Here is a 24,516-nt window from a genome sequence, read left to right on the forward strand (position 1 = left end):
ACAAACATAGAGCAATAATTTTAATTCTACAAGTGTAGAGTAAATATTTTTCTAAATGGGTTAAGTTTGTATCCATAAAATAAGTCTAAATGGGATTGCTAGAAGACCTAATAAATAGGAGTGGTAGTAACTGTGAGTTATGTGGTGCCACTGCTAATTTTTCAACTTATGAGGTACCACCTGTATCGTCTGGTGGCTTAGATGGTAGTCTGTTGGTTTGTGATACTTGTAAAAATCAAATCGAAAATCCCGGAGCTATGGATGCCAATCATTGGCGCTGTTTAAATGATAGTATGTGGAGTGAACACAATCCAGTAAAAGTTATTGCTTGGCGAATGTTATCACGATTAAAATCAGAGGGGTGGACGCAAGATCTATTGGATATGATGTATCTAGAAGATGAAACATTAAATTGGGCTAAAGCTACCGGTGAGGGTCTTTTAGAAAGCGATAAAATTATTCATAGAGATGTGAATGGGGTGATTTTAGAAAATGGAGATAATGTGGTTTTAATCAAAGACCTCAAAGTGAAGGGTTCAAGTATGATAGCTAAACAGGGTACTCCAGTTCGCCGAATATCTTTAGACAAAGAAAATGCTGAATACATTGAAGGCAAAGTAGGGGCTCAGCAAATTGTTATCATCACTAAGTATGTAAAAAAGACTTAGCTATCGATTAAATGGGGTTTCATTAATCCAGTTAAACCTCCGTGAATAAAGTAATACGCTATCTAGATTTTTTCTTTTTAGAATAATTTCGTGCTTATTAAAGTAGATTTCACCTTTAAGCTTCAATGTTTTATCATCTAAGAAATCAAAAGTAAAATTAGGAGTTTCTTCTTCTTCTCCAGGTCCATAAAGAGCAACTTTTTTACTTATGGAATCTGGTTTAAAAGTATACCGATATGTTTTATCATCCATCATTTTTACAGTTGCCCTGTCCTTTCGGTCAATTATTAAATAACGCCAGCGGTTTTTATCTGTAGTTAATGGAGGTATAGTATCTCCTTCTTTAATGAACTCAGTAGTTTCCCAAATACCATGTAAAAATGGTTTATCTGATGTTTTACCGCGATCATTGCTCCAGCCACGAAGTAAAAAAAGCCCAATGAGGACAATAGTTAAAACCAGTTTTGTCCAAAAAATTACATTGTGATATACCTTATCTTTTATAGGATTGTAATAATCATAAGCTTCGGTTGGTTTGTTCTTAACGAAAACGTTAATGAATCTTTTACTATCTGTAAGAAAAATAAGTAAAGCTATGATTGCAAGATGGACTGAAAATATCTTTACAGGGATGTCGAACATAAAATTCATTACAGCTACATGTATCATAACTCCCATAGTAACAAAAGCTCCTAAAGTGGATGTTCTTCTTGGTATTAGAAGTAAACCGCCCGAAACTTCCATAATTCCCATAAAAAGATTGAAGCCTTTGGAATACCCCAGATAGGTCCATGCTAACCCCATTGGAGAAAAATCTCCTAAAGGTTGCATCATTCTGGTAAGCGATGGATAGGGAAATTGAAGTTGAATAATTTTTACAAAACCATAGGTAAACATGAAGAAAATGAGAAAAATTCTAAGAATTACAATAAACCAATACATAAGTTGATTGTAGCTTTTTCTCTTCCGGTCTAACAATATCCATATTAAAGAAATGAAGATTGCTAAGACTATATTTACAAAAAGCGTTATATAGGCATAAGTGTTGTCGCCACTACCAAAACCACTAACATTATAACTGTAATTAAAACCCAGAATGTTCCCAAACCATCTAAAAGGAGCCTCTAAAAAGCTACTGAAAAACATAAGAAAGATATAGAGGGTAAAGTAGGTGAAGACCAATTTAAAAATTGCTTTTCTACCTATACTCCATTCTTCTTCGTATTCTTGAGTTAGTAGCATTTTATTCTGTTCATTTTATTGGCAATACGTTAGGTTGACAATTCGGTAAAATTCTTGTAGAAATAAGGTATAGTTTCAATGCCTTTTAAGTAATTCCATATACCAAAATGCTCATTTGGTGAATGTATAGCATCACTATCTAAACCAAAGCCCATTAAAATTGTTTTACTTCCTAAAACTTGCTCAAAAAGTGCTACAATAGGAATGCTGCCTCCAGTGCGTTCTGGTATTGGAGTTTTTCCGAAAGTAGTTTCATAAGCTTTTGCTGCTGCTTTGTATCCAAGGCTGTCCATATTAGTGACATATGGTAAACCTCCGTGGTGTGGTGTAACTTTTACTTTTACTCCTTTTGGAGCTATAGATTCAAAATGTTTCGTAAAAAGCTCAGTAATTTCATCTGGGTCTTGGTGCGGTACTAAACGCATAGAAATTTTAGCGTAGGCTTTACTCGCGATAACGGTTTTAGCCCCTTCTCCAGTATACCCTCCCCAAATACCGTTAACATCAAGAGTTGGTCTTATGCTATAGCGTTCTGAAGTGGTAAATCCTTTTTCACCATAAACATCATCAATATCTAAGGCTTTTTTATACTCATCCAAATCAAATGGGGCCTTTGCCATTTCAGCCCGCTCTTCATTTGAAACTTCTTCAACTTTATCATAAAATTCAGCAACGGTAATGCGATTGTCTTCGTCGTGTAATGAAGCAATCATCTTATTCAAAACATTAATCGGGTTTGGTACGGCCCCGCCATAAATTCCTGAATGTAAATCACGATTTGGCCCTGTTACTTCAACTTCAACATAGCTTAAACCTCTTAAACCAGTGGTAATTGAAGGTACATCATTGGCAATCATTCCAGTATCAGAAATTAAAATAATGTCATTGGAAAGCTTTTCTTTATGATTCTCTAAAAAGTCAGCCAAACTATCGCTACCTACTTCCTCTTCACCTTCAATCATGACTTTAACGTTGCAGGGTAATAAGTCATTTGTTATCATAAATTCAATGGCCTTGACATGCATGTACATCTGACCTTTGTCATCACAAGATCCACGAGCAAAAATTGCTCCTTCAGGGTGTAGTTCCGTTTTTTTAATTACAGGTTCAAAAGGTGGTGATGTCCATAAATTCATTGGATCTGGTGGCTGTACATCATAATGGCCGTATACCAATATTGTTGGTAAACTAGAATCTATAATTTTCTCACCGTATACTACTGGATATCCTTTAGTCTTGCAAATTTCGGTAGTATCGCAACCAGCATCTTTTAAGGATTGCTCTACCATTTCGGCAGTTTTCAGCACGTCTTTTGAATAAGCAGGGTCTGCACTGATAGATGGTATTTTAAGTAACTCAATTAATTCATTTAGAAAACGTTCTTTATGAGTTGCGATATAATTTTTAATGGTATCCATACGGTTTTTTAAAGAGGTATAAAATTACGAAACCTCTTCCAGCAAATTCAAATTTTTGATAGGCAAATCGAAATAATCAATTTTGCTATTTCACAATACGAAAATTGAATTATATTTGCAGTCCTTTTGCGGGCGTGGTGGAATTGGTAGACACGCTAGACTTAGGATCTAGTGCCGCGAGGTGTGAGAGTTCGAGTCTCTCCGCCCGCACAAAATAAAAAGCTTCTTGGAAACAAGAAGCTTTTTTATTTAGTGGTATGTTATCCTTAATTAATGAATTTTATCAATTAGTAAATCAAATTTTAAAATTTGATTTACTAATTGATATTTGGGTAAACTTAGTTTAAAGCAATAAAAAAGCCTTTCAATTGAAAGGCTTTTTACTATTATATGCTTTGTTATTTTTATCCTATTAGTCCTATTTTGTTTAATAAGATACAAAGCGGAATTGCAATTAATATGAATATTAAAGCAAAGACCAGTACTCTTAAAAAGCCTTCTAAAAGCTTGTCTCCAAAAGATAGTTGTTCTTCCATAATTGATTAATTTGTTTCAATGTACATAAAACTGATGATAAATACCTTGAAACCTAAGTAGTTATTCGATTAAATACCTGGTTTAAGGCATGTGTGGCTGTTTTGTTTCGATGAGTGGTTGTCATTTTTTACCACTTAGTTTTTTGGCTAAATCTTCTAATGAAATACCTTTTGTTTCGGGCATTACAAACAACACCCATAACAATTGAAGTACCATCATAGCTGAAAAGAAAATAAATATGGGCCATGGATTCTCTTTGAAAATCCCGATTTCAGCATCTAGAAATGTAGGTGTTAATAAGGTGATTAAAGCAGCAAATACCCAGTGAACACCTGTGCCCCATGATTGGCCATATGCACGAACTTTATTTGGGAATATTTCAGAGATAAACACCCAAATTACTGCGCCTTGGCCAACGGCGTGAGATGCAATAAATATTAAGATAAAAATAAGTAACACAATTGAACTAGCCCCGCTATAAAAACACCAGCCAACAACAGCTAAACTAAAAATGTATCCTAATGAACCTATATACATTAACTGTTTTCGGCCTAGTTTATCAATAAGTGAAATACCAACAAATGTGAAGATGAGGTTAATCACACCGATTGAAATAGAGCTGAATAATGATTCTCCTGAACCAAGACCTGCTCGTTCTAAAATTTCAGGTGCGTAATACAGTACAAAATTAATTCCGGACAATTGATTGAATAAGGCTAAAAAGAATGCTAAGAACAAAGGTTTTTTAAATCTATTTGAAAAAAGCTTTTCTTTAGTAGTAGTTGCTGATTTTATCAAAGCATCTTTTATTTCTTTGATTCTATTTGATGCCTCTAGTCTGTCAACACCCAATAAGGATAATGCATTTAATGCTTTTTTGTCTTCGTGCCCTTTCATAAGCAACCATCTAGGGCTATTAGGTATTTTTAATACCATAAAAGTGTATATCAATGCAGGAAGCCCTTCCATGCCTAACATCCACCGCCAAGAAACATCGGCGTTAAAAAATATTCCGATAAGATAGTTTGATATGAAAGCAATTAGAATACCAAAAACAATATTAAATTGATAGGTAGCAGTCAAACGACCTCGATTACCAGCATTTGAAATTTCTGATATATATATTGGTGCAGCAACGGATGAGGCACCTACACCTAATCCTCCAATAAATCTAAATAAAGAAAAACTATAAGCTTCAGGAGCCAAAGCCGAACCTACTGCCGAAATAAAATATAATACTCCAATCCAAAATAAGGTTCTTTTTCTACCTAACTTATCTGTTGGTATACCGCCAAAGAGTGAGCCGAGAACTGTTCCCCAAAGTGCCATAGACATGATGAAGATCCCGTGAAAAGTAAAAATGGTATCGCCTAAAAACCAATTTGTGCCCCATAACTCTTTTATGGGCTGATTGGCACCACTTATGACTACGGTGTCAAAACCAAATAAGAAGCCGGCTAGAGCAGCGGTTAAAGAAATTTTTAAAATACGTTTATCCATGGAGGTTGAAATTTGCTAAAGCTAGCCAAAAATTAAAAAAGTTGAGTTATATAATTTATGACATGTTTAGTTGCTCCAATTTTATTTTTGATGTAGGAGGTATTTATTTGTCCTGTTTTTTGGCAGTATGCGGTGTCGTCAATGAGTTTAGTAATTTGCTCTCTAAATTCAATTTTGTTTGCAATACTGATAACACCTTGGAGTTTTACCAAATCTTCAGCCTCTTTAAATCCATTAAAATTTGGCCCAATGATAACAGGAATTCCAAAGACCGCTGGTTCGAGAGTATTATGAAGCCCTGTCGCAAAACCACCGCCTACATAGGCAATATCAGCATAGCTGTAAATTTTGGTTAATAGTCCAATAATGTCAATAATGATTATTTGAGCTTCTTTCAGACTAGTGGCATCCATTTCAGAATAGAGCACTATATTTTTAGTTATCGACTCTTTTAGTTTACGTATCTGGTTTGGTTTTATGTTATGAGGTGCGATAACAAACTTTATATTCTCGGTATAATTGTTAAAATAGTTAATGAGAACTTGCTCATCTTCTGGCCAAGTACTACCAGCAACGACACAGGTAGATTGACCTTTAAATTCAATCATGAAATCAAGTTGATTTTCATTTTCTGCTATATGCGAGACTCTGTCAAATCGTGTATCACCACTTAGTGTTACGTTATTAAACCCGATAGATTCGAGCAGTTTTATGGAATGGTCATCCTGCACGAAAAAATGCTGAAATTTTTTCAAAGCTTTGCGAACAAAAAAACCATAAGACTTGAAGTAAATCTGTCTATCCGAAAAAATTGCTGAAACTAAAATCGCATTTATTTTTTGATGCTCTAATTGTTTTAAATAGTTTGGCCAGATTTCATATTTAATAAAAATGGCTAGTTCAGGCTTTACTAAAGAAATAAATTTTTTAGCATTTTTTGCTGTATCCATTGGAAGATAAACGACAACATCGGCCGGAGTTTTATCCTTTTTGATTTCATACCCTGATGGAGAAAAGAAAGAAAGCACAATTTTATGGGTAGGGAAATTCTTTTTTAATTCTTCTAATAAAGGAAGTCCCTGTTCATATTCTCCCAGGGACGCAGCGTGCATCCAAATTGTTTTATTGTCTTTATCAATGTGATTTTCTAAAATCTCATAGGTTCTTTGTCTACCTTGAACAAAAAGTTTGATTTTAGGTTTAAAGCTGGCAATTAATTTCAAATGAAACCAAGCAATTTGTGTTAGTATGTTATAGATATGGTACAAAAAAAGTATTTGCGCTAAAATACATTTCTTAGTTGAAACCTGAATCAGCCCTGCTTAATTTGTTAATTTTGTAACTCTAATTTTAAGCTGAGGTATTGTGCTTTAAAGAAGTACAGAATCCAATAAAAATTCAAAATGCATGAAAAAGATTCAAATGGTTGACCTGGTTGGTCAATATGAAGAAATTAAAGGTCAAATTAATGCTTCAATGCAACAGGTTTTAGAGACTGCTGCTTTTATAAATGGACCTGAGGTACATGCTTTTCAAAAAGAGCTTGAGAATTATTTAGGAGTTAAACATGTAATTCCATGCGCTAACGGAACTGATGCCTTACAAATTTGTATGATGGGATTGGGCTTAAAGCCAGGTGACGAGGTGATTACCGCAGATTTCACTTTCGCTGCTACTGTTGAAGTAATTGCTCTTTTACAATTAACCCCTGTTTTGGTTGATGTAGAAGTTGACACTTTTAATATTGATATTAAAGCAATTGAAAAAGCCATTACCCCTAAGACCAAAGCCATAGTTCCTGTGCATTTGTTTGGACAATGTGCAAATATGGATGCAATTATGGAGATAGCTGAAAAACACAACCTATATGTAATTGAAGATAATGCCCAGGGTATTGGTGCAACACATACTTTTAAAGACGGTAAAAAGGCTAAATCTGGCACTATTGGTCATGTGGCATCTACTTCATTCTTTCCGTCAAAAAATTTAGGATGCTACGGTGATGGAGGGGCGATTTTCACCAATGATGATGATTTAGCTCATATTATTCGGGGTATTGTAAATCATGGAATGTATGAGCGCTATCACCATGATGTGGTTGGCGTTAATTCAAGACTAGATTCTTTACAGGCAACAGTATTAAGAGCTAAACTTCCTAGGCTAGATTCTTATAATGCAAAAAGAAGAGCTACGGCAAGAAAATACAATGAAGCTTTTAAAAATCAAAGGGATATAATTCTTCCTAAAACAGTGAATGGTTGTGATGGTATTTGTGAAGTATGTGATTGTCATGTATTTCACCAGTACACCTTGCGTATTTTGAGAGAAAAAAGAGACAGATTGGTACAACATTTAAATGAAAATGCCGTTCCATGTGGAGTGTATTATCCGATTCCTTTGCATTTGCAAAAGGCATATCAAGATAAGCGTTACAATGAAGCTGATTTTGAAGTCACCAATCAATTGGTAAAAGAAGTAATTTCTTTACCAATGCACACTGAACTTGATGATGAACAAATCGACTTTATTGCCAAATTAGTTATTGATTTTGTAAACCGTTAAGCAATGCGAAAAATTTTAGTTACTGGTGGTTTGGGTTTTATCGGCTCTCACACAGTAGTAGAACTTCAAAATGAAGGTTTTGAAGTAATAATTATAGATAATCTTAGTAATTCTTCAGAAAATGTAATGGATGGAATAGTTGCCATTACGGGTAAAAAGCCAATTTTTGAAAAATTTGATTTAAGAGATAAGAACAAAGTCCAAGATTTCTTTTCAAGACATTCTGATATTGAAGGAGTAATACATTTTGCCGCTTCAAAAGCTGTAGGTGAAAGTGTTGAAAATCCGCTTTTATATTATGAGAATAATATTGGAGTTTTAGTTTATATGTTGCAAGAGCTTTCTAAAAAGGGCGATGCTAATTTTATCTTTAGCTCGTCGTGCACCGTTTATGGTCAGGCAGATATTATGCCGATAACTGAAGATGCTCCTGTTAAGCCTGCGGAATCTCCGTATGGTAATACAAAACAAGTTGGAGAAGAAATTATTAAAGATACTTGTAAAGTTAATCCGCAACTAGCGGCTATTGCCTTAAGGTATTTTAACCCAATTGGAGCTCATCCAACAGTAGAAATAGGTGAATTGCCAATAGGTGTTCCTCAAAATTTACTGCCATATATTACTCAAACCGGAATCGGTTTAAGAGAGCAGTTATCCGTTTTCGGAGATGACTACCCTACAGCAGATGGTACTTGTATTAGAGATTATATTCATGTTGTTGATATTGCAAAAGCTCATGTTGCTGCACTACAAAGGCTAATAGAGGGTGAGAATCAAGAAAATTTTGAAGTCTTTAACCTTGGGACTGGAACAGGGAGTTCGGTTTTAGAGGTTATTGAGAGTTTTGAAAGAGTTACAGGTGAAAAACTAAACTATAGGATTTCTCCTCGTAGAGAAGGTGACGTTGTTCAAGCGTTTGCTGATACTACAAAAGCAAATAAAACCCTTGGATGGAAGGCCAAATCTACCTTAGATGATGCCATGAAATCTGCTTGGGACTGGGAAAAGAAGATTCGAAAATCAGAAGAAAAAGTTTCAGTTTAATTTTTTCAGATCAAATAAAATCAAAAAGGAGGGCAGTGATGTCCTCCTTTTTTTATTTATCTTTTGGTGCTTTATAATAATCACCAAATACTATTGAAATGAAAATATTAACATTATTCTCAGCCTTTTTCTTAATTACTGGACTTTTAATGGGGCAAGATACATATCTACATTGCGGAAGTGTAATGGATATAAACACTGGAAAAACAAGTGTTGAAAAAACTATTATTGTATCTGCCAATAAAATAAAGTCTATTCAATCTGGATATATAGAAGGTTCAGAGAATGATTTGATTATTGATTTGAAGAATAAGGTAGTTTTGCCAGGTTTCATTGATATGCATGTACATATGGAAGGTGAGTCTAGCCCAACTCGTTATATAGAACGCTTTACAAAAAATGATGTAGACGTTGCTTTTCAGTCAACTGTTTATGCAAAAAAAACATTGATGGCAGGATTCACTACAGTTCGTGACTTAGGTGGTTCTGGTGTTAATATTGCTTTAAGAAATGCTATAAATCGCGGTATAGTGGTAGGGCCAAGAATTTTTACAGCTGGTAAAGCAATTGGTACTACCGGTGGACATGCTGACCCAACTAATGGAATGCGAAAAGAATTAATGGGTAATCCAGGCCCGAAAGAAGGTGTTGTAAATTCACCAGAAGATGCTAAAAAAGCAGTACGCCAACGATATAAAAATGGTGCAGATGTTATTAAAATTACTGCTACTGGCGGTGTCATGAGCGTAGCAAAAAATGGGCAAAATCCTCAATTTACAGAAGAAGAAATTAAAGCAATAGTAACAACAGCTAATGATTATGGTATGCTAACAGCTGCTCATGCTCATGGTGATGAAGGTATGCAAAGAGCTATAAGAGCGGGTATAAAGACCATTGAACATGGTACCTTAATGGAAGAGCCTACAATGGATTTAATGATAAAATATAATACCTTTTTAGTACCAACTATTTCCGCGGGTAAAGCTGCCGCTGCGATGGCTGATATTCCTGGATTTCTGCCCCCTGTTGTTGCAAAAAAAGCTAAAGAAATAGGTCCGGTTAGTCAAAGAACTTTCAAAAAAGCCTATAAAAAAGGCGTGCCGATTGCCTTTGGTACTGATGCTGGAGTTTCCCCGCATGGAGATAATGGTAAAGAGTTTGGTTACATGCATAAAGCTGGAATGCCAGTGCTGGATGCCTTACAATCAGCAACATTAACCAATTCTGAATTGCTTGGAATGAAAGAAGAGCTAGGGCAGCTAAAAGAAGGTTTTATTGCTGACATTGTAGCTGTTGAGCAAAACCCACTAGATGCTGTTGAGACTTTAGAAAACGTTGTTTTTGTAATGAAGGATGGCAAGGTTTACAAACAATAAAGTTTTGTTTTTAGCGAAGACCTTTTATGATAGATTTTGAAAAAAGCCAAGAAATATTTAGGAAACTTCAAGAATTTTCGTTGCAAGAAAAACTAGTTTTACAAATCAAAAAAGATTTTAAGCGTTCCAATGTGTCTTTAGTAATACCGATTTCTTCATCTAATAAGGACATTCTACAGTTATTACAAGAGAAATTATACGTGTTGTTACTTGAAAAGTTTGATGATTATTTGAATTTATTATATGTAATTGACATATCTGAAAATAGCTTAAAAAAAGTTCAAACTAATGATATCGTTGAGGTTTCAAAAGAAGTGGCCTTTTTAGTTTTTGAAAGAGAATTTCAAAAAGTTTGGTTCAAAAACCAATATCGTTAGAAATAAAAGCGAACAAAAGGTATCCAGGGGTCTGCATAAAGACTTCTAGTTTCATCAAATAAGACATCATAACGGATTCCAATAGTGAAATTTTGCTGGGTATAGCCTATTCCAAAAAATAGCGCAGAATACCAATAATTATCTTCAATGCTAATACTATTAAAATTTTGATCAATATTAATTCGCCATTGTTCAAATTCGCCTGATAGTTGTAGATAGGGCAGAGGATTATAAAAATTGATGAAACTGGGACCATATGCCAATAATTTATCGTCACCAAACTTTGAATAGTTGAAATTGAGGCTCAAACCTGTTGCAAAATCTGAATTAACCTGATAAATACCACTTGGGGAAACTCCCAAATTAAAGCTTTGATTTCCAAAACCCAGACTGATACCGCCACCAAATTGTACATCTTTCCAAAAATCATTATTACCATTTGATTGAGAATTCAAAATAGTAGAACAACAAAAAATGAAAATTGATAAGATTTGTATTAGGAATTTGGAAAATTGTGATTTCATGATAAAGTTTTTCAATTTACCACACAATTTACGGTGGTAAATGCGATTTGTTGTATTTTTGGTTAAATTTTGTTGCACCTTTTGGTAATGCACTACAATGGATAGATATTCCTTTTTAAACGCTGCACATACCGCTTTTTTCGCGGAATTATACGAGAAATACACAAAAAGCCCTGATAGTATTGAGCCCAGTTGGCGTGCTTTTTTTCAAGGTTTTGATTTCGGACTGGAGAGTTCTCTTGAAGAACTAGATATTGATATTTTGGCAGGTGAAGGCAGTATGTTGGCCAATGGGCAACAAATAGCCATTCCCGAGTCACTTCAAAAAGAATTTCAGGTCGTTCGTTTGATTAATGGCTATCGATCAAGAGGTCATTTATTTACTCAAACCAACCCAGTTAGAGAAAGAAGACAGTATAATCCAACTTTGGAGCTGGAGAACTTTGGTTTAGCACAAAGCGATTTAGACACCAAGTTCGATGCTGGAAATATCATTGGGATTGGGCAAAGTTCTTTACGCGATATTATCAATCATTTAGAAAAAATTTATTGTGATGCGATAGGAGTCGAATACATGTATATTCGAACACCTGATCGTATTCAATGGATACAAGATTGGCTGAATAATAATGATAATCACCCGAATTTTTCAGCTGATGAAAAGAAGAATATTCTAAGAAAACTAAATGAAGCCGTTTCATTTGAAAGTTTCTTACATACGAAGTATGTTGGACAAAAAAGGTTCTCCTTAGAAGGGGGAGAATCTTTAATACCTGCCCTTGATGTTATTATTGAAAAGGCTGCAGACGCAGGGGTTAAGCAATTTGTAATGGGAATGGCTCACCGGGGTCGATTAAGTGTCTTAACTAATATTTTTGGTAAATCACCAAAAGACATTTTTAGTGAGTTCGATGGTAAAGATTACGAAGAAGCAATTTTTGATGGTGATGTAAAATATCATATGGGTTGGACCTCAATGCGCGAAACTGATTCGGGTAAAATGGTTAATATGAATATTGCACCTAATCCATCGCACCTAGAAACTGTTAATGGAATAGTAGAAGGAATTGCTCGTGCAAAACAAGATAATAGCCATCCAGAAAATGAGTCGGAGGTTTTGCCAATTTTAGTTCATGGTGATGCAGCATTTGCTGGCCAGGGCGTTGCTTATGAAATTATTCAAATGGCTAGGTTAGATGGTTATCATACCGGAGGTACCATTCATATTGTAGTGAATAATCAAATAGGTTTTACTACTAACTATCTAGATGCTAGATCGTCTACTTATTGCACTGATGTGGGCAAGGTAACACTTTCACCGGTTTTGCACGTAAATGCTGATGATGCCGAGGCTGTAGTTCATGCTGCAACGTTTGCGTTGGAATATCGGATGCGATTTAAACGTGATGTGTTTTTAGATTTACTGGGTTATCGAAAGTATGGACATAATGAAGGTGATGAGCCAAAATTCACACAACCGTTATTATATAAATCAATCTCAAAGCACTCAAACCCAAGAGATATTTATGCTCAAAAATTAATTGATCAAGGTATTATTGAAAAGGGTTACGTGAAAGAACTTGAAGTGGAATACAAAAAGAATCTGGAAGAAGATTTGATGGATTCTAGAAAAATAGAAAAGACACGTATTACCCCATTTATGAATGATGAATGGGAAGGTTTTCAGCAAAAAACTGAAGACGCGATGTTGAAGCCTATTGACACTAGTTATGATTTAAAAAAATTAGATAAGATTGCTACAGGTATCACTAAACTGCCTGAAGGCAAAAAGTTCTTGCGCAAGCTAGAGCGCTTGGTTAAAGGGCGTCATAAGATGTACTTTGAAGATAACCAATTAGACTGGGCAATGGGAGAACTATTGGCATACGGGTCACTTATTGAAGAAGGATACGATGTGAGAATGACTGGTCAAGATGTTGAACGAGGTACTTTTTCGCATCGACATGCAGTGATAAAGACTGAAATGCATGAAGAAGAAGTAATTCTATTAAATGAACTTGGAGAATTACAAAACGGTAAATTTCATATTTATAATTCCTTATTATCAGAGTACGCTGTAATGGCTTTTGACTACGGCTATGCCATGGCAAGCCCAGGTACGTTAACAATTTGGGAAGCACAATTTGGTGACTTTAGTAATGGAGCTCAAATCGTTATAGATCAGTATTTGTCATCAGCAGAAGATAAATGGAAACTGCAAAACGGTTTGGTATTATTATTACCGCATGGATACGAAGGTCAAGGTGCTGAACATTCTTCGGCAAGAATGGAACGTTATTTACAATTATGTGCTAAGGATAATATGTATGTTGCGGATGTCACCACACCAGCTAATATGTTTCATTTGTTGCGTCGTCAATTAAAAGCGGAATTTAGAAAACCATTAGTGGTTTTTACTCCCAAAAGTCTATTGCGTCACCCAAAAGTGTTATCTACCAAAGAAGAATTAGCAAACGGAAATTTTCAAGAGCTCATAGATGATGAAAATAGCAAGGTTAATAAAGTAAAAACTTTAGTTTTCTGTACTGGAAAATTTTATTACGATTTATTGGCAAAACAAGAAGATTTAGACCGTGATGATATTGCATTGGTAAGGGTGGAGCAGTTATTCCCTTTACCAGCCAAAGCAATGCGAGCTATTATTAAAAAGTATAAACATGCAGAAGAAGTGGTTTGGGCGCAAGAAGAACCGCGAAATATGGGGGCTTGGGGTCACTTATTAATGCATTTTGAAGAAGCCAAAACTTTTAGAGTAGCTTCAAGAAGGTTTTACGGAGCACCAGCTGCTGGTAGTGCAGTGCGTTCTAAAAGAAGACATGAACAAGTAATTGAATATGTCTTTGATAAAACAAAAGATAATTTTAGATAAAATTACAAACTCGAAATAAAGTTAGAAACGATGATTCTAGAAATGAAAGTCCCATCGCCGGGAGAGTCCATTACCGAAGTTGAAATAGCTGAATGGTTGGTGCAAGACGGTGATTATGTGGAGAAAGACCAAGCAATTGCTGAGGTTGATTCTGATAAGGCAACTTTAGAACTTCCTGCTGAAGAAAGTGGAACTATAACTTTAAAAGCTGAAGAAGGCGATGCTGTTGCTGTAGGCGAAGTAGTTTGTTTAATAGATACTAGTGCTAAAAAACCTGAGGGTGATGCTACTCCGGCTCCTAAAGAAGAGGTAAAAGAAGTGCCTAAAAAAGAGGCTGCTCCGAAAGCCACGGAAGTAAAAAAAGAAACGTATGCTTCTGGTACACCTTCACCAGCTGCAAAAAAGATATTAGATGAAAAAGGAATTTCTGCTTCCTCTGTTTCTGGAACAGGTCGCGATGGGCGAATAACGAAAGATGACGCTGTCAAAGCAGTGCCTTCAATGGGTACACCAACAGGGGGAAATAGAGGAGAATCTCGTTCTAAACTTTCTATGCTTCGCAGAAAAGTGGCTGAGCGTTTGGTCGCTGCCAAGAACGAGACAGCAATGTTGACCACCTTTAATGAGGCGGATATGTCAGCAATATTTGCTTTAAGAAAAGAATATAAAGAAATCTTTAAAGAAAAGTTTGGGGTTAGTTTAGGCTTCATGTCCTTCTTTACAAAAGCAGTTGTTCGAGCATTAGAAATGTATCCAGCTGTAAATTCTATGATTGATGGTAAAGAAATGCTTTCTTATGATTTTTGTGATATAAGTATTGCAGTTTCTGGCCCAAAAGGTCTTATGGTTCCAGTTATTAGAAATGCAGAAAATTTAACTTTTAGAGGAATAGAATCTGAAGTCAAACGATTGGCAATTAGAGCCCGTGAAGGTGAAATTACTGTCGATGAAATGACCGGCGGTACCTTCACTATTACTAACGGAGGTGTTTTTGGTTCTATGTTATCAACACCAATTATTAACCCACCCCAAAGCGCTATTCTAGGCATGCATAATATAATTGAACGTCCTATTGTTAAAGACGGTCAAATAGTTGCTGCTCCTATGATGTATTTGGCATTGTCCTATGATCATAGAATTATAGATGGAAAAGAATCTGTAGGTTTCTTGGTTGCAATAAAAGAGGCTTTGGAAAGTCCAATAGAGCTGTTGATGGATGGTGATGTAAAAAAGGCATTGGAGTTATAATATTTTTCAAATGTTACATTAAAAAGACCTTGTATTTGCAGGGTCTTTTTATTTTAAATACAAGTAGTTTTTACCATAATCTATAATGGCTTTTCCTTTTTTGAGGATATCCGCACCTATTATACCGTCAACCGGTAAAGCCTGGTGTGCGGTAAGTGCTTCATTTACATGAACCAAATCAAATAGAACTATTTTTTGTTTCTTCTTTTTCCAATTACCCAGCTGGACTTTATTTTTATTTGATATTAAGGTTTCCATTTCGGTCGCACCAGCACCAGCAGCCTTAATTTCTGAAGCTTCAGATATTAAATTAAAAAACGCAATCTTATCAATACCAATACATGTATTGGAAGCACCAGTATCTAAAATAAATCGTCCAGAAATACCATTGATTTTTGCAGATACTTCAAAATGATTAGTGGCTGTCAATACCAAAGGAATTCGAGTAAATTTTTTTGATTTTAGAAATATTTTTAAAGATTTCATATGTGACTTTAATATTTTTTTGAAGGTGCTGTATAGATGTAAGTTTATAAAGATAAACCTATTTTTGCGGCATGATTATAACAGATACTCATACACACTTATATAGTGAAGCTTTCAACGAGGATAGAAATGAAGTGATTTTAAAAGCAATTGATTTGGGAATTCAACGGTTTTTTATTCCTGCCATTGATTCTACTTACACACAATCAATGTATGATTTAGAAAAAAGTTTTCCAGATAATATCTTTTTGATGATGGGTTTACATCCAACCCATGTTAAAGAAAATTTTTTGGAAGAACTACAGCATGTGGAGGAGCAACTAGATGAAAGAAAATTTTATGCTATTGGAGAAATTGGAATTGATTTGTATTGGGATAAATCATTTTTAAAGCAGCAGCAAGAAGCCTTTTTGCACCAAATAAAACTAGCAAAAAAGTACAAGCTTCCTATTGTCATACATTGTAGAGAGGCATTTGATGAAATTTTTGAAATATTGGAGCAAGAAAAAGGTGATGATTTGTTCGGCATTTTTCATTGTTTCACTGGTACAATTTTACATGCGAATAAAGCTATTTCTTATAACATGAAACTTGGTATTGGTGGAGTAGCTACTTTTAAGAATGGCAAGATTGACCAGTTTTTAAATCAAGTTGATTTAAAACATATTGTTTTAGAGACAGATGCTCCCTATTTGGCACCAGTTCCTTATCGCGGCAAAAGAAATGAAAGTGCATATATTACCGAGGTTTTAAATAAACTAGAATCAATATATAATGTTGATTCTTCTGTTATAGCAGAAATTACCACTGAAAACTCAAAAGAAGTTTTTGGAATATAATCAATAGGTATGCAAAATAAAGCTAGAATTTTACTGATATATACTGGCGGTACCATAGGTATGGTCAAAGATTATGAAACCGGTGCTTTAAAAGCTTTTGATTTTGATGAGCTTATGAGTCATATTCCAGAATTGAGTCAACTTGATTGTATTATTAAAAGTATTTCTTTTGATACTCCCATTGATTCATCTAATATGAATTTAAAGTATTGGGAAGAAATAGCAGTAATTATTGAATCTAACTATACTAGTCAAGACGGATTTGTTGTTCTTCACGGTAGTGACACGATGAGTTATTCTGCATCTGCTTTAAGTTTTATGTTAGAAAATTTATCAAAACCTGTAATCTTTACAGGTTCACAATTGCCAATCGGAGATTTAAGAACTGACGCCAAGGAAAATTTAATAACATCCATACAAATAGCATCGCTTCAAATAAATGGTCGGGCGGTCATTCAAGAAGTTGGTTTATACTTTGAATACAAATTGTATCGTGGTAATAGAACAACTAAAATAAATGCGGAACATTTTGAAGCATTTGATTCTCCTAATCACCCGCCATTAGTAGAATCGGGAGTTAATTTAAAAGTGAATCATCCATATTTATTAAACCCATCAAAGAATAAATCAAAACTTAAGGCTCATAAAAAGCTAGATAATAGGGTAGCAGTATTGAAATTATTTCCTGGAATTGGAGAAAATTTGGTCAACTCCGTATTACAAACAGCTGATTTGAGAGTTTTGATTTTGGAAACTTATGGTGCAGGCAATGCTCCAACTGCCAATTGGTTCATTCAATTGTTAGAAAAAGCAATAAAAAATGGCCTTCATATAATTAATGTAACTCAGTGTTCAGGTGGCAGTGTTATAATGGGTCATTATGAGACTAGTAAAAAGCTATCGCAAATACAATTGATTGATGGTAAAGATATTACAACCGAGGCAGCGGTAACTAAAGCCATGTATCTTTTGGGAAGCACAATTTCAAGTAGCTTATTTAAGACGGTTTTTGAAACTTCATTGCGCGGAGAAATGGATTAAATTAACGTGTTAAATTTTATTAACTAATTATTTTTTTGTTAATTGGGCAGCCTAACTATTTAAAAATAGAGAGGTGGCCGAGTGGTCGAAGGCGCACGCCTGGAAAGTGTGTATACACCAAAAGTGTATCGAGGGTTCGAATCCCTTCCTCTCTGCTGTTTTTTTAAATTTGATAATTGCGAAATTTTTATATCTTTAACATTATTAACTAACTAATTTTAAGTTTGAACACGATGAAAAAAATATCCTTTACTCTGGCTACTGCCGGAATGTTTATTTTAGGTACTACTACAGCTTCAGCAGCGATGATTCAAGATGCAGAAGAGACAAGCAAAGGTTTTACCCAAGTTTTGAAAGAACAATTCATCCAAGGTGGACCAGCGTTCATGGGTATCGTATTGTTATGTTTAATTTTAGGTCTTGCAGTTGCTATCGAACGTATTATATACCTTAATATGGCTAGCACAAATTCTTCAAAATTAAAGCAACAAGTTGAAGATGCATTAGCGTCAGGTGGCGTAGAAGCAGCTAAAGAAGTTTGCAGAAATACAAAAGGTCCTGTTGCTTCAATTTTTTACCAAGGTTTAGATAGAATAGGCGAAGGTCTAGAATCTGCTGAAAAGGCCGTTGTCTCGTACGGTGGTGTTCAGATGGGTCAATTAGAGAAAAATGTGTCTTGGTTATCTTTATTTATTGCAATTGCACCAATGCTTGGTTTCATGGGTACGGTAATAGGTATGATTGCGGCATTCCAAAAAATTGCAGCAGTTGGTAACTTAAGTGCTTCACTTATTGCAGGTGATATTCAAGTAGCATTATTGACTACGGTATTTGGTTTGATAACTGCAATTATTCTTCAAATTTTTTACAACTACATTATTGCAAAAATCGATAGTATCGTAAATGATATGGAAGACTCATCAATCTCTTTGATTGATATGTTGGCTGCCCATAAAAAGTAATTGATAACATTTAAAACTATCGAATCATGAAAATATTAAAGATTGTATTAATTGTTATCGGTGTTATTGCTGCGGCGTTGAGTTTCTTCTTCATGCCATCCGGTGATGATCCAACGGCAATTGATAGTAGTTCAATAGATCTAATGTTTATACTAACATGGATTCTATTGATTGCTGCCACTGCGTTAGCATTGTTTTACGGACTTAAGAAAATGATGACTACACCTGGTGGGTTGAAAAAAGCATTATTTGCCATTGGAGGTTTAGCTGTACTTTTTATTATAGGTTATGCCCTTTCAAGTGGTGATGAAGCTCAGGCCGTTGTTGACGTTTTCGAAGGAAAAGAAATACAACCTGAAGCCAGTACTGTCAAGACAATTGGAATGATGCTTAATGTGTTTTTCGGAATGACTCTTGTAGCAGTTTTACTGATGATTTGGCCAGGTATTAAAAAATTAATTGGTAAATAAAATGAAGAACTATGCCTAGAAGAAAAGGAGCACCAGAGGTTAATGCGGGTTCTATGGCGGATATCGCCTTCTTGCTACTTATCTTTTTCTTGGTAACTACTACCATAGAAACTGATGCAGGGCTAGATAGAATGCTTCCTCCAATTGAACCGCCTGATACTGATGTTGTTATTAAGCAAAAGAATATTTTTACTGTCAACATTAATAAGAATGGACAGTTGTTAGCTGATGAGAATTTAATGGATATTAAAGACTTACGTAAGGCTGCTATGGAATTCTTAGATAATGGTGGAGATGGTTCATGTGATTATTGCAAAGGAAAAAGAGATGGTAGTTCATCTGATAATCCTTCTAAAGCAATTATATCACTTAAGAACGATAGAGAAACAAAGTATGCCACATACATCACAGTTCAGAATGAATTGGTAGGTGCATATAATGATTTGAGAAACCGAGAAGCGAATCGATTATTTAATCGTGATTTCGTAGCAATGGAATCTGAATATTTAAATCCTGAAACTCCGAGCAGTGTTCGTGAAGAGTTGAAAGATAAAGTAAAAAGAATTCAAGATTTGTTTCCTCAAAAATTGTCTGAAGCAGAAACTTCAAGTAACTAATTAAAACGAATTTAATGGGCAAGTTTGCTAAGAAAAAAGATGGTGATTTACCTGCGGTTTCAACTGCTTCTTTACCTGATATTGTTTTCATGTTATTATTCTTTTTTATGACTGTTACAGTTATGAAGGACAGTTCTATTATGGTTGAGAATACGCTACCAAATGCTACTGAAATTAAAAAGCTGGAAAAAAAGGATAGAGTGATTTATGTGTTTGCTGGAAAACCAACTCGCGAATATGAAAGTGTTTACGGTACGGAAACCAGAATTCAATTGAACGATAAGTTTGCTAGTGTTAATGAAGTAGGTTCATATATATTAGCTGAGCGTGCGAAAAAGCCGCAAGAGCTTCAAAATGTATTGACTACCGCATTGAAAGTAGATAAGGAAGCAAATATGGGTTTGATATCTGATATTAAACAAGAACTCAGAAAGGTAAATGCCTTGAAAGTGAATTATACAACATTTGAAGGAGATGCTTTTAATAACCTTCAATAAGTTAAAAACTAAATTTTAGTTAGAAAGCCTTGAATTTTTATTCAAGGCTTTTTTTATAATTATATTTTATTCTTTTGGATTTATTAGCATTCCTATTAGGGACTACATTAATTTGCTTACTCTTTTCTATTGTTAGCTTTTCATTGTTTTATTAGTAATTAATTCTTTTAGACCCAATCCCTCATTGAAGTGGGGTCCTCCCTCATTATTACTTTTTTATTTTTTTAGAAGATTGTTATTTGTGTTGTAAAGCAATAAGATAATACTAGAAAAAAATATTGAATTATGTCAATAAAAAGAGAGATACCCGAGGTGAATGCAGGTTCAATGGCTGACATTGCTTTTTTGCTACTTATTTTTTTCTTAGTCACTACAACATTGAAAACAGATGAAGGGTTCGATAGACTTCTACCTCCAAAGGAACCTGGTCCAGAAATTGAATTGAATGAAAGAAATGTATTAAGAGTAAATATTAATAGTGATAACAAGTTAATGGTTGAAGATAATGTAGTGGATATAACAAGCTTACGAGACTTGACAAAAGCTTTTATAGATAATGGAGGTATGACAATAAATGGAAATGACTATTGTGCTTACTGTAAAGGAAATAGATATAAAAGTTCTTCTGATAATCCGATTAAGGCAATTGTTTTTTTGTCTCATAAAAGAGAGACTACATATGGATTTTATATTATGATACAAAATGAATTGATTGGAGCGTATAATGAATTAAGGAATAGAGAAGCTAAAAGACTTTTCAATCAAGGTTATGTTCAAATGGAAGAAGAATATCATAATCAAAATACTCATTTAGAGAGAAAAGTTATTTTAAAAAAGCAGATAAAAAAAATCCAAGAGCTTTATCCACAAAAGATAATAGAAAACGAAGTGTTTAATAATTAAAAGGAATTATGATAAAGAATAGAAAGAATAAAAAACAACTACCATCAATTTCTACGGCATCTTTACCTGATATTGTTTTCATCTTGCTGTTTTTTTTTATGACAGTTACAACCATGAAAAACACCAACTTACTAGTGGAAAACACCTTGCCGATTGCAAATGAAACAGAAGAAATATTACAGTTAGATGAAGTAATTGAAATTCTAATTGGTAAATCTACTCAAGACGGTTTTTTTGTTGGAACTGAACCTAAAATTCAATTGGGTAGTAAATTCGGTAACATTGAGGATATAAGCGTTTACGTGTTATCAGAAGTCTCGAAAATGCCTGAAGAAATGAAGAAAGTGGCTATGGTTTCTTTGAAGGTTGATAAAACTGTAGAAATGGGCATAGTTACAGATGTTAAAAAAGAACTGCGAAAAGTCAATATGCTTAAAGTAAATTATACAACCATTCAAGGTGATATCTTTAATAATCTTTAATTGAAATTTTAATCAAAAGTATTTTATGCCATAAGCGTATTTTTTGTTTTACTTTGTGGTCTATGGGTAAAAGTTTGTTTTTCCTTATAATCTTTTTCTTCTCTGCTTTGTCAATTTTTGGGCAAGAAGCGAACTTATCCGCTGGTAATAATAGTCGTTATCTCGAAGATCAATTTTACGCAGGAATAGCCTATAATTTTTTAACTGACCTTCCTTCTGACGAAACAATTCAAAGGAATTTATCTTATAATATTCATTTTGGTTTTATTAAAGACATTCCTATAAATAGAAAAAGAAACTTTGGTTTGGGTGTAGGTATCGGTTATGATACTAACTCTTATTATAGCAATATTATCGCTACAGAAATAAATTCAGCCATTAATTATCAACTATCAGTATCAAGTGATAGTCTTAACCGAAGTAAGTTTGAAACACATAGCATCGCTTTTCCTTTAGAGTTAAGGTGGCGTACTTCAAATGCTGAAGATTATAAGTTTTGGCGTATATATGCCGGAGTTAAAGCTGAATATCTTTTTTCAAGATTGTCTGTCGCCAGATTCAATAGTCAAAATGAAAATTTAAAGTTTACTAATAATGATATTTCTCAATGGCAATATGGCCTTACTCTAAATTTTGGTTACAATACTTGGAATATTCATTTGTATTATAGTTTAGCACCTTTATTAAAGGGTTCAGCCTTGCTCGATAATCAAGCCATTAAGTTCAGACCTTTAAGAGTTGGTGTCGTTTTTTACATTTTATAACCAGTACTTCAGCATAAATAATTGCGAGCAGATACCAATTAAAATTCCAATTAATAATTCGGCTCTTGAGTGGGCATTCATAAAAAGTCTTGATGTAGCAACCAATCCTGTACAAATGGTAAAAATTGCGATAGCAAATGTAATATTAGTTTCAAAATGAATGCTTAAACCAAACAAAAATAGCAGGAGACTGCCCATACCCATAAGATGAATACTTGCCTTAATTTTTAAAAAGAGTAGCAGCAATATTGATACTGACGCAATAACGAGCCCTACAAAAAAGAAATACAGCTCATTAATATAGTTTTGAGGTATTACCTTATACAAAATCATTAGATAAAGAATAATACTGATGTACAATGGATATTTACGTTCGGCAAGAGTTGGTGCAAAAATGGAGCCTATTAAACCAAGATTTTTTAGAATAAAGAAAAAGATAATTGGTATAATAACCGTTAGAATGAAAATAGGTAGAATATTCCCGCTCTGTATTTCAAGTGAACTATATTTAGGTGTAACTAAAAAGTAGGCTACTGTGCCACCTATAGGAATAAATAAAGGGTGGAATACATAAGAGAATGATTTTAAAAGAACTTTCATCAGATTTGTTTTCTGAGTCTAGCCACAGGTATGCTTAGCTGTTCTCTATACTTTGCAACTGTTCTACGAGCAATGGGGTAGCCTTTTTCTTTTAAAATTTTTGCTAGCTTATCATCGGTAAGGGGTTTTTTCTTTTCTTCTTCACCGATAACAGTTTCAAGTATTTTTTTTATTTCTCTGGTAGAAACGTCTTCACCTTGTTCATTTTTCATAGACTCAGAAAAGAACTCTTTAATTAATTTGGTACCATAAGGGGTATCCACATATTTGCTATTAGCAACCCTAGATACTGTTGAAACATCCATATTAATTTGGTCTGCAATATCTTTGAGAATCATTGGGCGTAGCTTACGCTCATCGCCCGTTAAAAAGTATTCTTTTTGATATCTCATAATTGAGTTCATCGTAACAAATAAAGTTTGCTGCCTTTGCTTAATTGCGTCAATAAACCATTTAGCTGCATCTAATTTTTGTTTAATAAACATTACCGTGTCCTTTTGTGATTTGGACTTATCCTTTGAGTCCTTATAACCCTGAAGCATGTTGTTATAGTCTTTTGATACGTGCAATTCAGGAGCGTTTCGGCCATTTAGGGTAAGTTCTAATTCACCTTCTAAAATCTTTATAGAAAAATCAGGAACAACATGTTCAATCATTCTAGTATTACCGGAGTAAGAGCCTCCTGGTTTTGGATTTAATTTTTCTATTTCGTTAATGGCGTCCTTAAGTTCATCTTCAGTAATACTATGCTTTAAGATTAATTTCTTGTAATGTTTTTTAGTAAACTGATCAAAAGACTTTTTTAAAATTGATGTTGCTAATTCAACCGATGGACTGGTCTCTTTTCTTTGTAATTGTATGATTAGACATTCATCTAAAGTTCGGGCTGCAACACCAGGTGGATCAAGGGTCTGTACTATTTTTAGAACCTTTTCAATACGGGGTTCCTCAGTATATATATTTTGTGTAAACGCTAAATCGTCCATGATATCAGTCAATGGTCTTCTTATGTAGCCACTTTCGTCTACACTACCAACCAAAAATTCAGCAATAGCCCATTCTTCATCACTTAGATATACTGTATTTAACTGATTTATTAAGTATTGATTAAATGAGATACCTGCTGCATATGGTACACTTTTCTCATCGTCGTCTACACTATAATTATTCACCTGAGTTCGGTAATCAGGCACTTCGTCATCACTTAAATAATCATCTATATTAATATCATCGGTGGATATACTTTCAGTATCACCTAGATCGTCAAAAGTATCTTCATATGGGTCATCTAAAGTCTCATTCTCTTCTTTCCCACTTTCTAAGGCCGGGTTTTCTTCTAATTCTTGTTTTAATCGTTGTTCAAAAGCTTGGGTAGGCAGTTGAATCAACTTCATCAGCTGAATTTGCTGAGGAGACAGTTTTTGAGAAAGTTTAAATTGTAGGTGCTGCTTTAGCATATAGGTTTATTG

Annotated in this window: 25 protein-coding genes and 2 tRNA genes; 18 read left to right on the forward strand and 9 right to left on the reverse strand. The window is 34.3% G+C overall.

The genetic code is table 11. The features are described from left to right. Positions 1-89 precede the first annotated feature (89 nt). Complete coding sequence (locus RM542_RS04775) at positions 90-668, forward strand: PhnA domain-containing protein (RefSeq protein WP_311384573.1); 579 nt, start codon at positions 90-92, stop codon at positions 666-668. Here RM542_RS04775 and RM542_RS04780 read toward each other — a convergent pair whose 3' ends face one another. After that, a complete protein-coding gene (locus RM542_RS04780; protein WP_311384574.1) occupies positions 669-1,910 on the reverse strand; it encodes a hypothetical protein in 1,242 nt (413 codons plus the stop codon). It abuts the gene before it with no gap. 29 nt (positions 1,911-1,939) lie between these two features. Then, positions 1,940-3,328 (reverse strand): dipeptidase, encoded by a 1,389-nt coding sequence (locus RM542_RS04785; protein ID WP_311384575.1) that lies wholly within the window; start codon positions 3,326-3,328, stop codon positions 1,940-1,942. Positions 3,329-3,456: 128 nt separating this feature from the next. On the opposite strand from RM542_RS04785, the gene RM542_RS04790 reads away from it, so the two are divergent. Next, positions 3,457-3,538 (forward strand) — tRNA-Leu (locus RM542_RS04790). Positions 3,539-3,732: 194 nt separating this feature from the next. Here the strand turns inward: RM542_RS04790 and RM542_RS04795 are convergent. The 3 genes from RM542_RS04795 to RM542_RS04805 form a co-directional block, all read right to left on the reverse strand. Beyond that, entirely contained in the window at positions 3,733-3,864 is a 132-nt protein-coding gene (locus tag RM542_RS04795; protein ID WP_311384576.1) for a hypothetical protein, read from the reverse strand. A gap of 121 nt (positions 3,865-3,985) precedes the next feature. Next, positions 3,986-5,365 (reverse strand): sugar porter family MFS transporter, encoded by a 1,380-nt coding sequence (locus RM542_RS04800; protein ID WP_311384577.1) that lies wholly within the window; start codon positions 5,363-5,365, stop codon positions 3,986-3,988. 32 nt (positions 5,366-5,397) lie between these two features. Beyond that, positions 5,398-6,588, reverse strand: coding sequence for a glycosyltransferase N-terminal domain-containing protein (locus RM542_RS04805; RefSeq protein ID WP_311384578.1), 1,191 nt, complete (start codon positions 6,586-6,588; stop codon positions 5,398-5,400). A gap of 184 nt (positions 6,589-6,772) precedes the next feature. On the opposite strand from RM542_RS04805, the gene RM542_RS04810 reads away from it, so the two are divergent. From RM542_RS04810 to RM542_RS04825, 4 genes are all read left to right on the forward strand, one after another. Then, positions 6,773-7,927 (forward strand): DegT/DnrJ/EryC1/StrS family aminotransferase, encoded by a 1,155-nt coding sequence (locus tag RM542_RS04810; RefSeq protein WP_311384579.1) that lies wholly within the window; start codon positions 6,773-6,775, stop codon positions 7,925-7,927. A 3-nt stretch (positions 7,928-7,930) separates the two neighbouring features. Then, complete coding sequence (gene galE / locus RM542_RS04815) at positions 7,931-8,971, forward strand: UDP-glucose 4-epimerase GalE (protein ID WP_311384580.1); 1,041 nt, start codon at positions 7,931-7,933, stop codon at positions 8,969-8,971. Positions 8,972-9,069: 98 nt separating this feature from the next. Beyond that, positions 9,070-10,347, forward strand: coding sequence for an amidohydrolase family protein (locus tag RM542_RS04820; protein ID WP_311384581.1), 1,278 nt, complete (start codon positions 9,070-9,072; stop codon positions 10,345-10,347). 26 nt (positions 10,348-10,373) lie between these two features. Beyond that, positions 10,374-10,724 carry a hypothetical protein gene (locus RM542_RS04825; protein ID WP_311384582.1) on the forward strand — a complete coding sequence of 117 codons (351 nt, stop codon included), beginning with the start codon at positions 10,374-10,376 and terminating at the stop codon, positions 10,722-10,724. On the opposite strand, the gene RM542_RS04830 is transcribed toward RM542_RS04825, so the two are convergent. Further along, entirely contained in the window at positions 10,721-11,248 is a 528-nt protein-coding gene (locus RM542_RS04830; protein ID WP_311384583.1) for an alpha-ketoglutarate decarboxylase, read from the reverse strand. The genes RM542_RS04825 and RM542_RS04830 overlap by 4 nt on opposite strands. A gap of 97 nt (positions 11,249-11,345) precedes the next feature. On the opposite strand from RM542_RS04830, the gene RM542_RS04835 reads away from it, so the two are divergent. Together RM542_RS04835 and odhB are read left to right on the forward strand one after the other, a co-directional pair. Continuing rightward, a complete protein-coding gene (locus RM542_RS04835; RefSeq protein WP_311384584.1) occupies positions 11,346-14,138 on the forward strand; it encodes a 2-oxoglutarate dehydrogenase E1 component in 2,793 nt (930 codons plus the stop codon). 30 nt (positions 14,139-14,168) lie between these two features. Further along, entirely contained in the window at positions 14,169-15,386 is a 1,218-nt protein-coding gene (gene odhB, locus RM542_RS04840) for a 2-oxoglutarate dehydrogenase complex dihydrolipoyllysine-residue succinyltransferase (RefSeq protein ID WP_311384585.1), read from the forward strand. A 48-nt stretch (positions 15,387-15,434) separates the two neighbouring features. Here the strand turns inward: odhB and RM542_RS04845 are convergent, their stop codons facing one another. Continuing rightward, the gene (locus RM542_RS04845) at positions 15,435-15,872 is read right to left on the reverse strand and encodes a retropepsin-like aspartic protease (protein WP_311384586.1); all 438 of its coding nucleotides are present in this window, start codon (positions 15,870-15,872) and stop codon (positions 15,435-15,437) included. A 71-nt stretch (positions 15,873-15,943) separates the two neighbouring features. Here RM542_RS04845 and RM542_RS04850 point away from each other — a divergent pair, with 71 nt between their 5' ends. The 10 genes from RM542_RS04850 (at position 15,944) to RM542_RS04895 (ending at position 22,447) form a co-directional block, all read left to right on the forward strand. Further along, positions 15,944-16,711, forward strand: coding sequence for a TatD family hydrolase (locus RM542_RS04850; protein WP_311384587.1), 768 nt, complete (start codon positions 15,944-15,946; stop codon positions 16,709-16,711). A 9-nt stretch (positions 16,712-16,720) separates the two neighbouring features. After that, the gene (locus RM542_RS04855) at positions 16,721-17,752 is read left to right on the forward strand and encodes an asparaginase (protein ID WP_311384588.1); all 1,032 of its coding nucleotides are present in this window, start codon (positions 16,721-16,723) and stop codon (positions 17,750-17,752) included. Positions 17,753-17,819: 67 nt separating this feature from the next. Next, positions 17,820-17,907: transfer RNA gene (locus RM542_RS04860), tRNA-Ser, on the forward strand. A 78-nt stretch (positions 17,908-17,985) separates the two neighbouring features. Beyond that, positions 17,986-18,714, forward strand: coding sequence for a MotA/TolQ/ExbB proton channel family protein (locus RM542_RS04865; RefSeq protein ID WP_311384589.1), 729 nt, complete (start codon positions 17,986-17,988; stop codon positions 18,712-18,714). A 26-nt stretch (positions 18,715-18,740) separates the two neighbouring features. After that, the gene (locus tag RM542_RS04870; protein WP_311384590.1) at positions 18,741-19,184 is read left to right on the forward strand and encodes a hypothetical protein; all 444 of its coding nucleotides are present in this window, start codon (positions 18,741-18,743) and stop codon (positions 19,182-19,184) included. A gap of 11 nt (positions 19,185-19,195) precedes the next feature. Continuing rightward, positions 19,196-19,801, forward strand: a complete 606-nt coding sequence (locus RM542_RS04875; RefSeq protein WP_311384591.1) for a biopolymer transporter ExbD — start codon at positions 19,196-19,198, stop codon at positions 19,799-19,801. Positions 19,802-19,815: 14 nt separating this feature from the next. Beyond that, entirely contained in the window at positions 19,816-20,298 is a 483-nt protein-coding gene (locus RM542_RS04880; protein ID WP_311384592.1) for a biopolymer transporter ExbD, read from the forward strand. Positions 20,299-20,583: 285 nt separating this feature from the next. Next, entirely contained in the window at positions 20,584-21,201 is a 618-nt protein-coding gene (locus RM542_RS04885) for a biopolymer transporter ExbD (RefSeq protein ID WP_311384593.1), read from the forward strand. Between the two features lie 8 nt (positions 21,202-21,209). Next, entirely contained in the window at positions 21,210-21,683 is a 474-nt protein-coding gene (locus RM542_RS04890) for a biopolymer transporter ExbD (protein WP_311384594.1), read from the forward strand. 62 nt (positions 21,684-21,745) lie between these two features. Further along, complete coding sequence (locus RM542_RS04895; RefSeq protein WP_311384595.1) at positions 21,746-22,447, forward strand: porin family protein; 702 nt, start codon at positions 21,746-21,748, stop codon at positions 22,445-22,447. Here the strand turns inward: RM542_RS04895 and RM542_RS04900 are convergent. Together RM542_RS04900 and rpoN are read right to left on the reverse strand one after the other, a co-directional pair. Further along, on the reverse strand, positions 22,442-23,047 hold the full coding sequence (locus tag RM542_RS04900) for a hypothetical protein (RefSeq protein ID WP_311384596.1): 606 nt from the start codon (positions 23,045-23,047) through the stop codon (positions 22,442-22,444). The genes RM542_RS04895 and RM542_RS04900 overlap by 6 nt on opposite strands. Further along, entirely contained in the window at positions 23,047-24,504 is a 1,458-nt protein-coding gene (gene rpoN / locus RM542_RS04905; protein WP_311384597.1) for an RNA polymerase factor sigma-54, read from the reverse strand. Before rpoN ends, RM542_RS04900 begins: the two co-directional genes overlap by 1 nt. Positions 24,505-24,516 lie beyond the last annotated feature (12 nt).

Source organism: Croceitalea sp. P059 (genome assembly GCF_031846365.1).
In the GTDB taxonomy this organism is placed as follows: domain Bacteria; phylum Bacteroidota; class Bacteroidia; order Flavobacteriales; family Flavobacteriaceae; genus Croceitalea; species Croceitalea vernalis.

Coding starts and splice junctions, on each gene's coding strand:
- RM542_RS04775 (WP_311384573.1), top strand. CDS start 90: ATGGGATTGCTAGAAGACCTAATAAATAGGAGTGGTAGTAACTGTGAG.
- RM542_RS04885 (WP_311384593.1), top strand. CDS start 20,584: ATGTCAATAAAAAGAGAGATACCCGAGGTGAATGCAGGTTCAATGGCT.
- RM542_RS04835 (WP_311384584.1), top strand. CDS start 11,346: ATGGATAGATATTCCTTTTTAAACGCTGCACATACCGCTTTTTTCGCG.
- RM542_RS04855 (WP_311384588.1), top strand. CDS start 16,721: ATGCAAAATAAAGCTAGAATTTTACTGATATATACTGGCGGTACCATA.
- RM542_RS04820 (WP_311384581.1), top strand. CDS start 9,070: ATGAAAATATTAACATTATTCTCAGCCTTTTTCTTAATTACTGGACTT.
- RM542_RS04870 (WP_311384590.1), top strand. CDS start 18,741: ATGAAAATATTAAAGATTGTATTAATTGTTATCGGTGTTATTGCTGCG.
- rpoN (WP_311384597.1), bottom strand. CDS start 24,504: ATGCTAAAGCAGCACCTACAATTTAAACTTTCTCAAAAACTGTCTCCT.
- RM542_RS04900 (WP_311384596.1), bottom strand. CDS start 23,047: ATGAAAGTTCTTTTAAAATCATTCTCTTATGTATTCCACCCTTTATTT.
- RM542_RS04810 (WP_311384579.1), top strand. CDS start 6,773: ATGAAAAAGATTCAAATGGTTGACCTGGTTGGTCAATATGAAGAAATT.
- odhB (WP_311384585.1), top strand. CDS start 14,169: ATGATTCTAGAAATGAAAGTCCCATCGCCGGGAGAGTCCATTACCGAA.
- RM542_RS04800 (WP_311384577.1), bottom strand. CDS start 5,365: ATGGATAAACGTATTTTAAAAATTTCTTTAACCGCTGCTCTAGCCGGC.
- galE (WP_311384580.1), top strand. CDS start 7,931: ATGCGAAAAATTTTAGTTACTGGTGGTTTGGGTTTTATCGGCTCTCAC.
- RM542_RS04795 (WP_311384576.1), bottom strand. CDS start 3,864: ATGGAAGAACAACTATCTTTTGGAGACAAGCTTTTAGAAGGCTTTTTA.
- RM542_RS04875 (WP_311384591.1), top strand. CDS start 19,196: ATGCCTAGAAGAAAAGGAGCACCAGAGGTTAATGCGGGTTCTATGGCG.
- RM542_RS04890 (WP_311384594.1), top strand. CDS start 21,210: ATGATAAAGAATAGAAAGAATAAAAAACAACTACCATCAATTTCTACG.
- RM542_RS04865 (WP_311384589.1), top strand. CDS start 17,986: ATGAAAAAAATATCCTTTACTCTGGCTACTGCCGGAATGTTTATTTTA.
- RM542_RS04850 (WP_311384587.1), top strand. CDS start 15,944: ATGATTATAACAGATACTCATACACACTTATATAGTGAAGCTTTCAAC.
- RM542_RS04825 (WP_311384582.1), top strand. CDS start 10,374: ATGATAGATTTTGAAAAAAGCCAAGAAATATTTAGGAAACTTCAAGAA.
- RM542_RS04780 (WP_311384574.1), bottom strand. CDS start 1,910: ATGCTACTAACTCAAGAATACGAAGAAGAATGGAGTATAGGTAGAAAA.
- RM542_RS04845 (WP_311384586.1), bottom strand. CDS start 15,872: ATGAAATCTTTAAAAATATTTCTAAAATCAAAAAAATTTACTCGAATT.
- RM542_RS04895 (WP_311384595.1), top strand. CDS start 21,746: ATGGGTAAAAGTTTGTTTTTCCTTATAATCTTTTTCTTCTCTGCTTTG.
- RM542_RS04830 (WP_311384583.1), bottom strand. CDS start 11,248: ATGAAATCACAATTTTCCAAATTCCTAATACAAATCTTATCAATTTTC.
- RM542_RS04785 (WP_311384575.1), bottom strand. CDS start 3,328: ATGGATACCATTAAAAATTATATCGCAACTCATAAAGAACGTTTTCTA.
- RM542_RS04880 (WP_311384592.1), top strand. CDS start 19,816: ATGGGCAAGTTTGCTAAGAAAAAAGATGGTGATTTACCTGCGGTTTCA.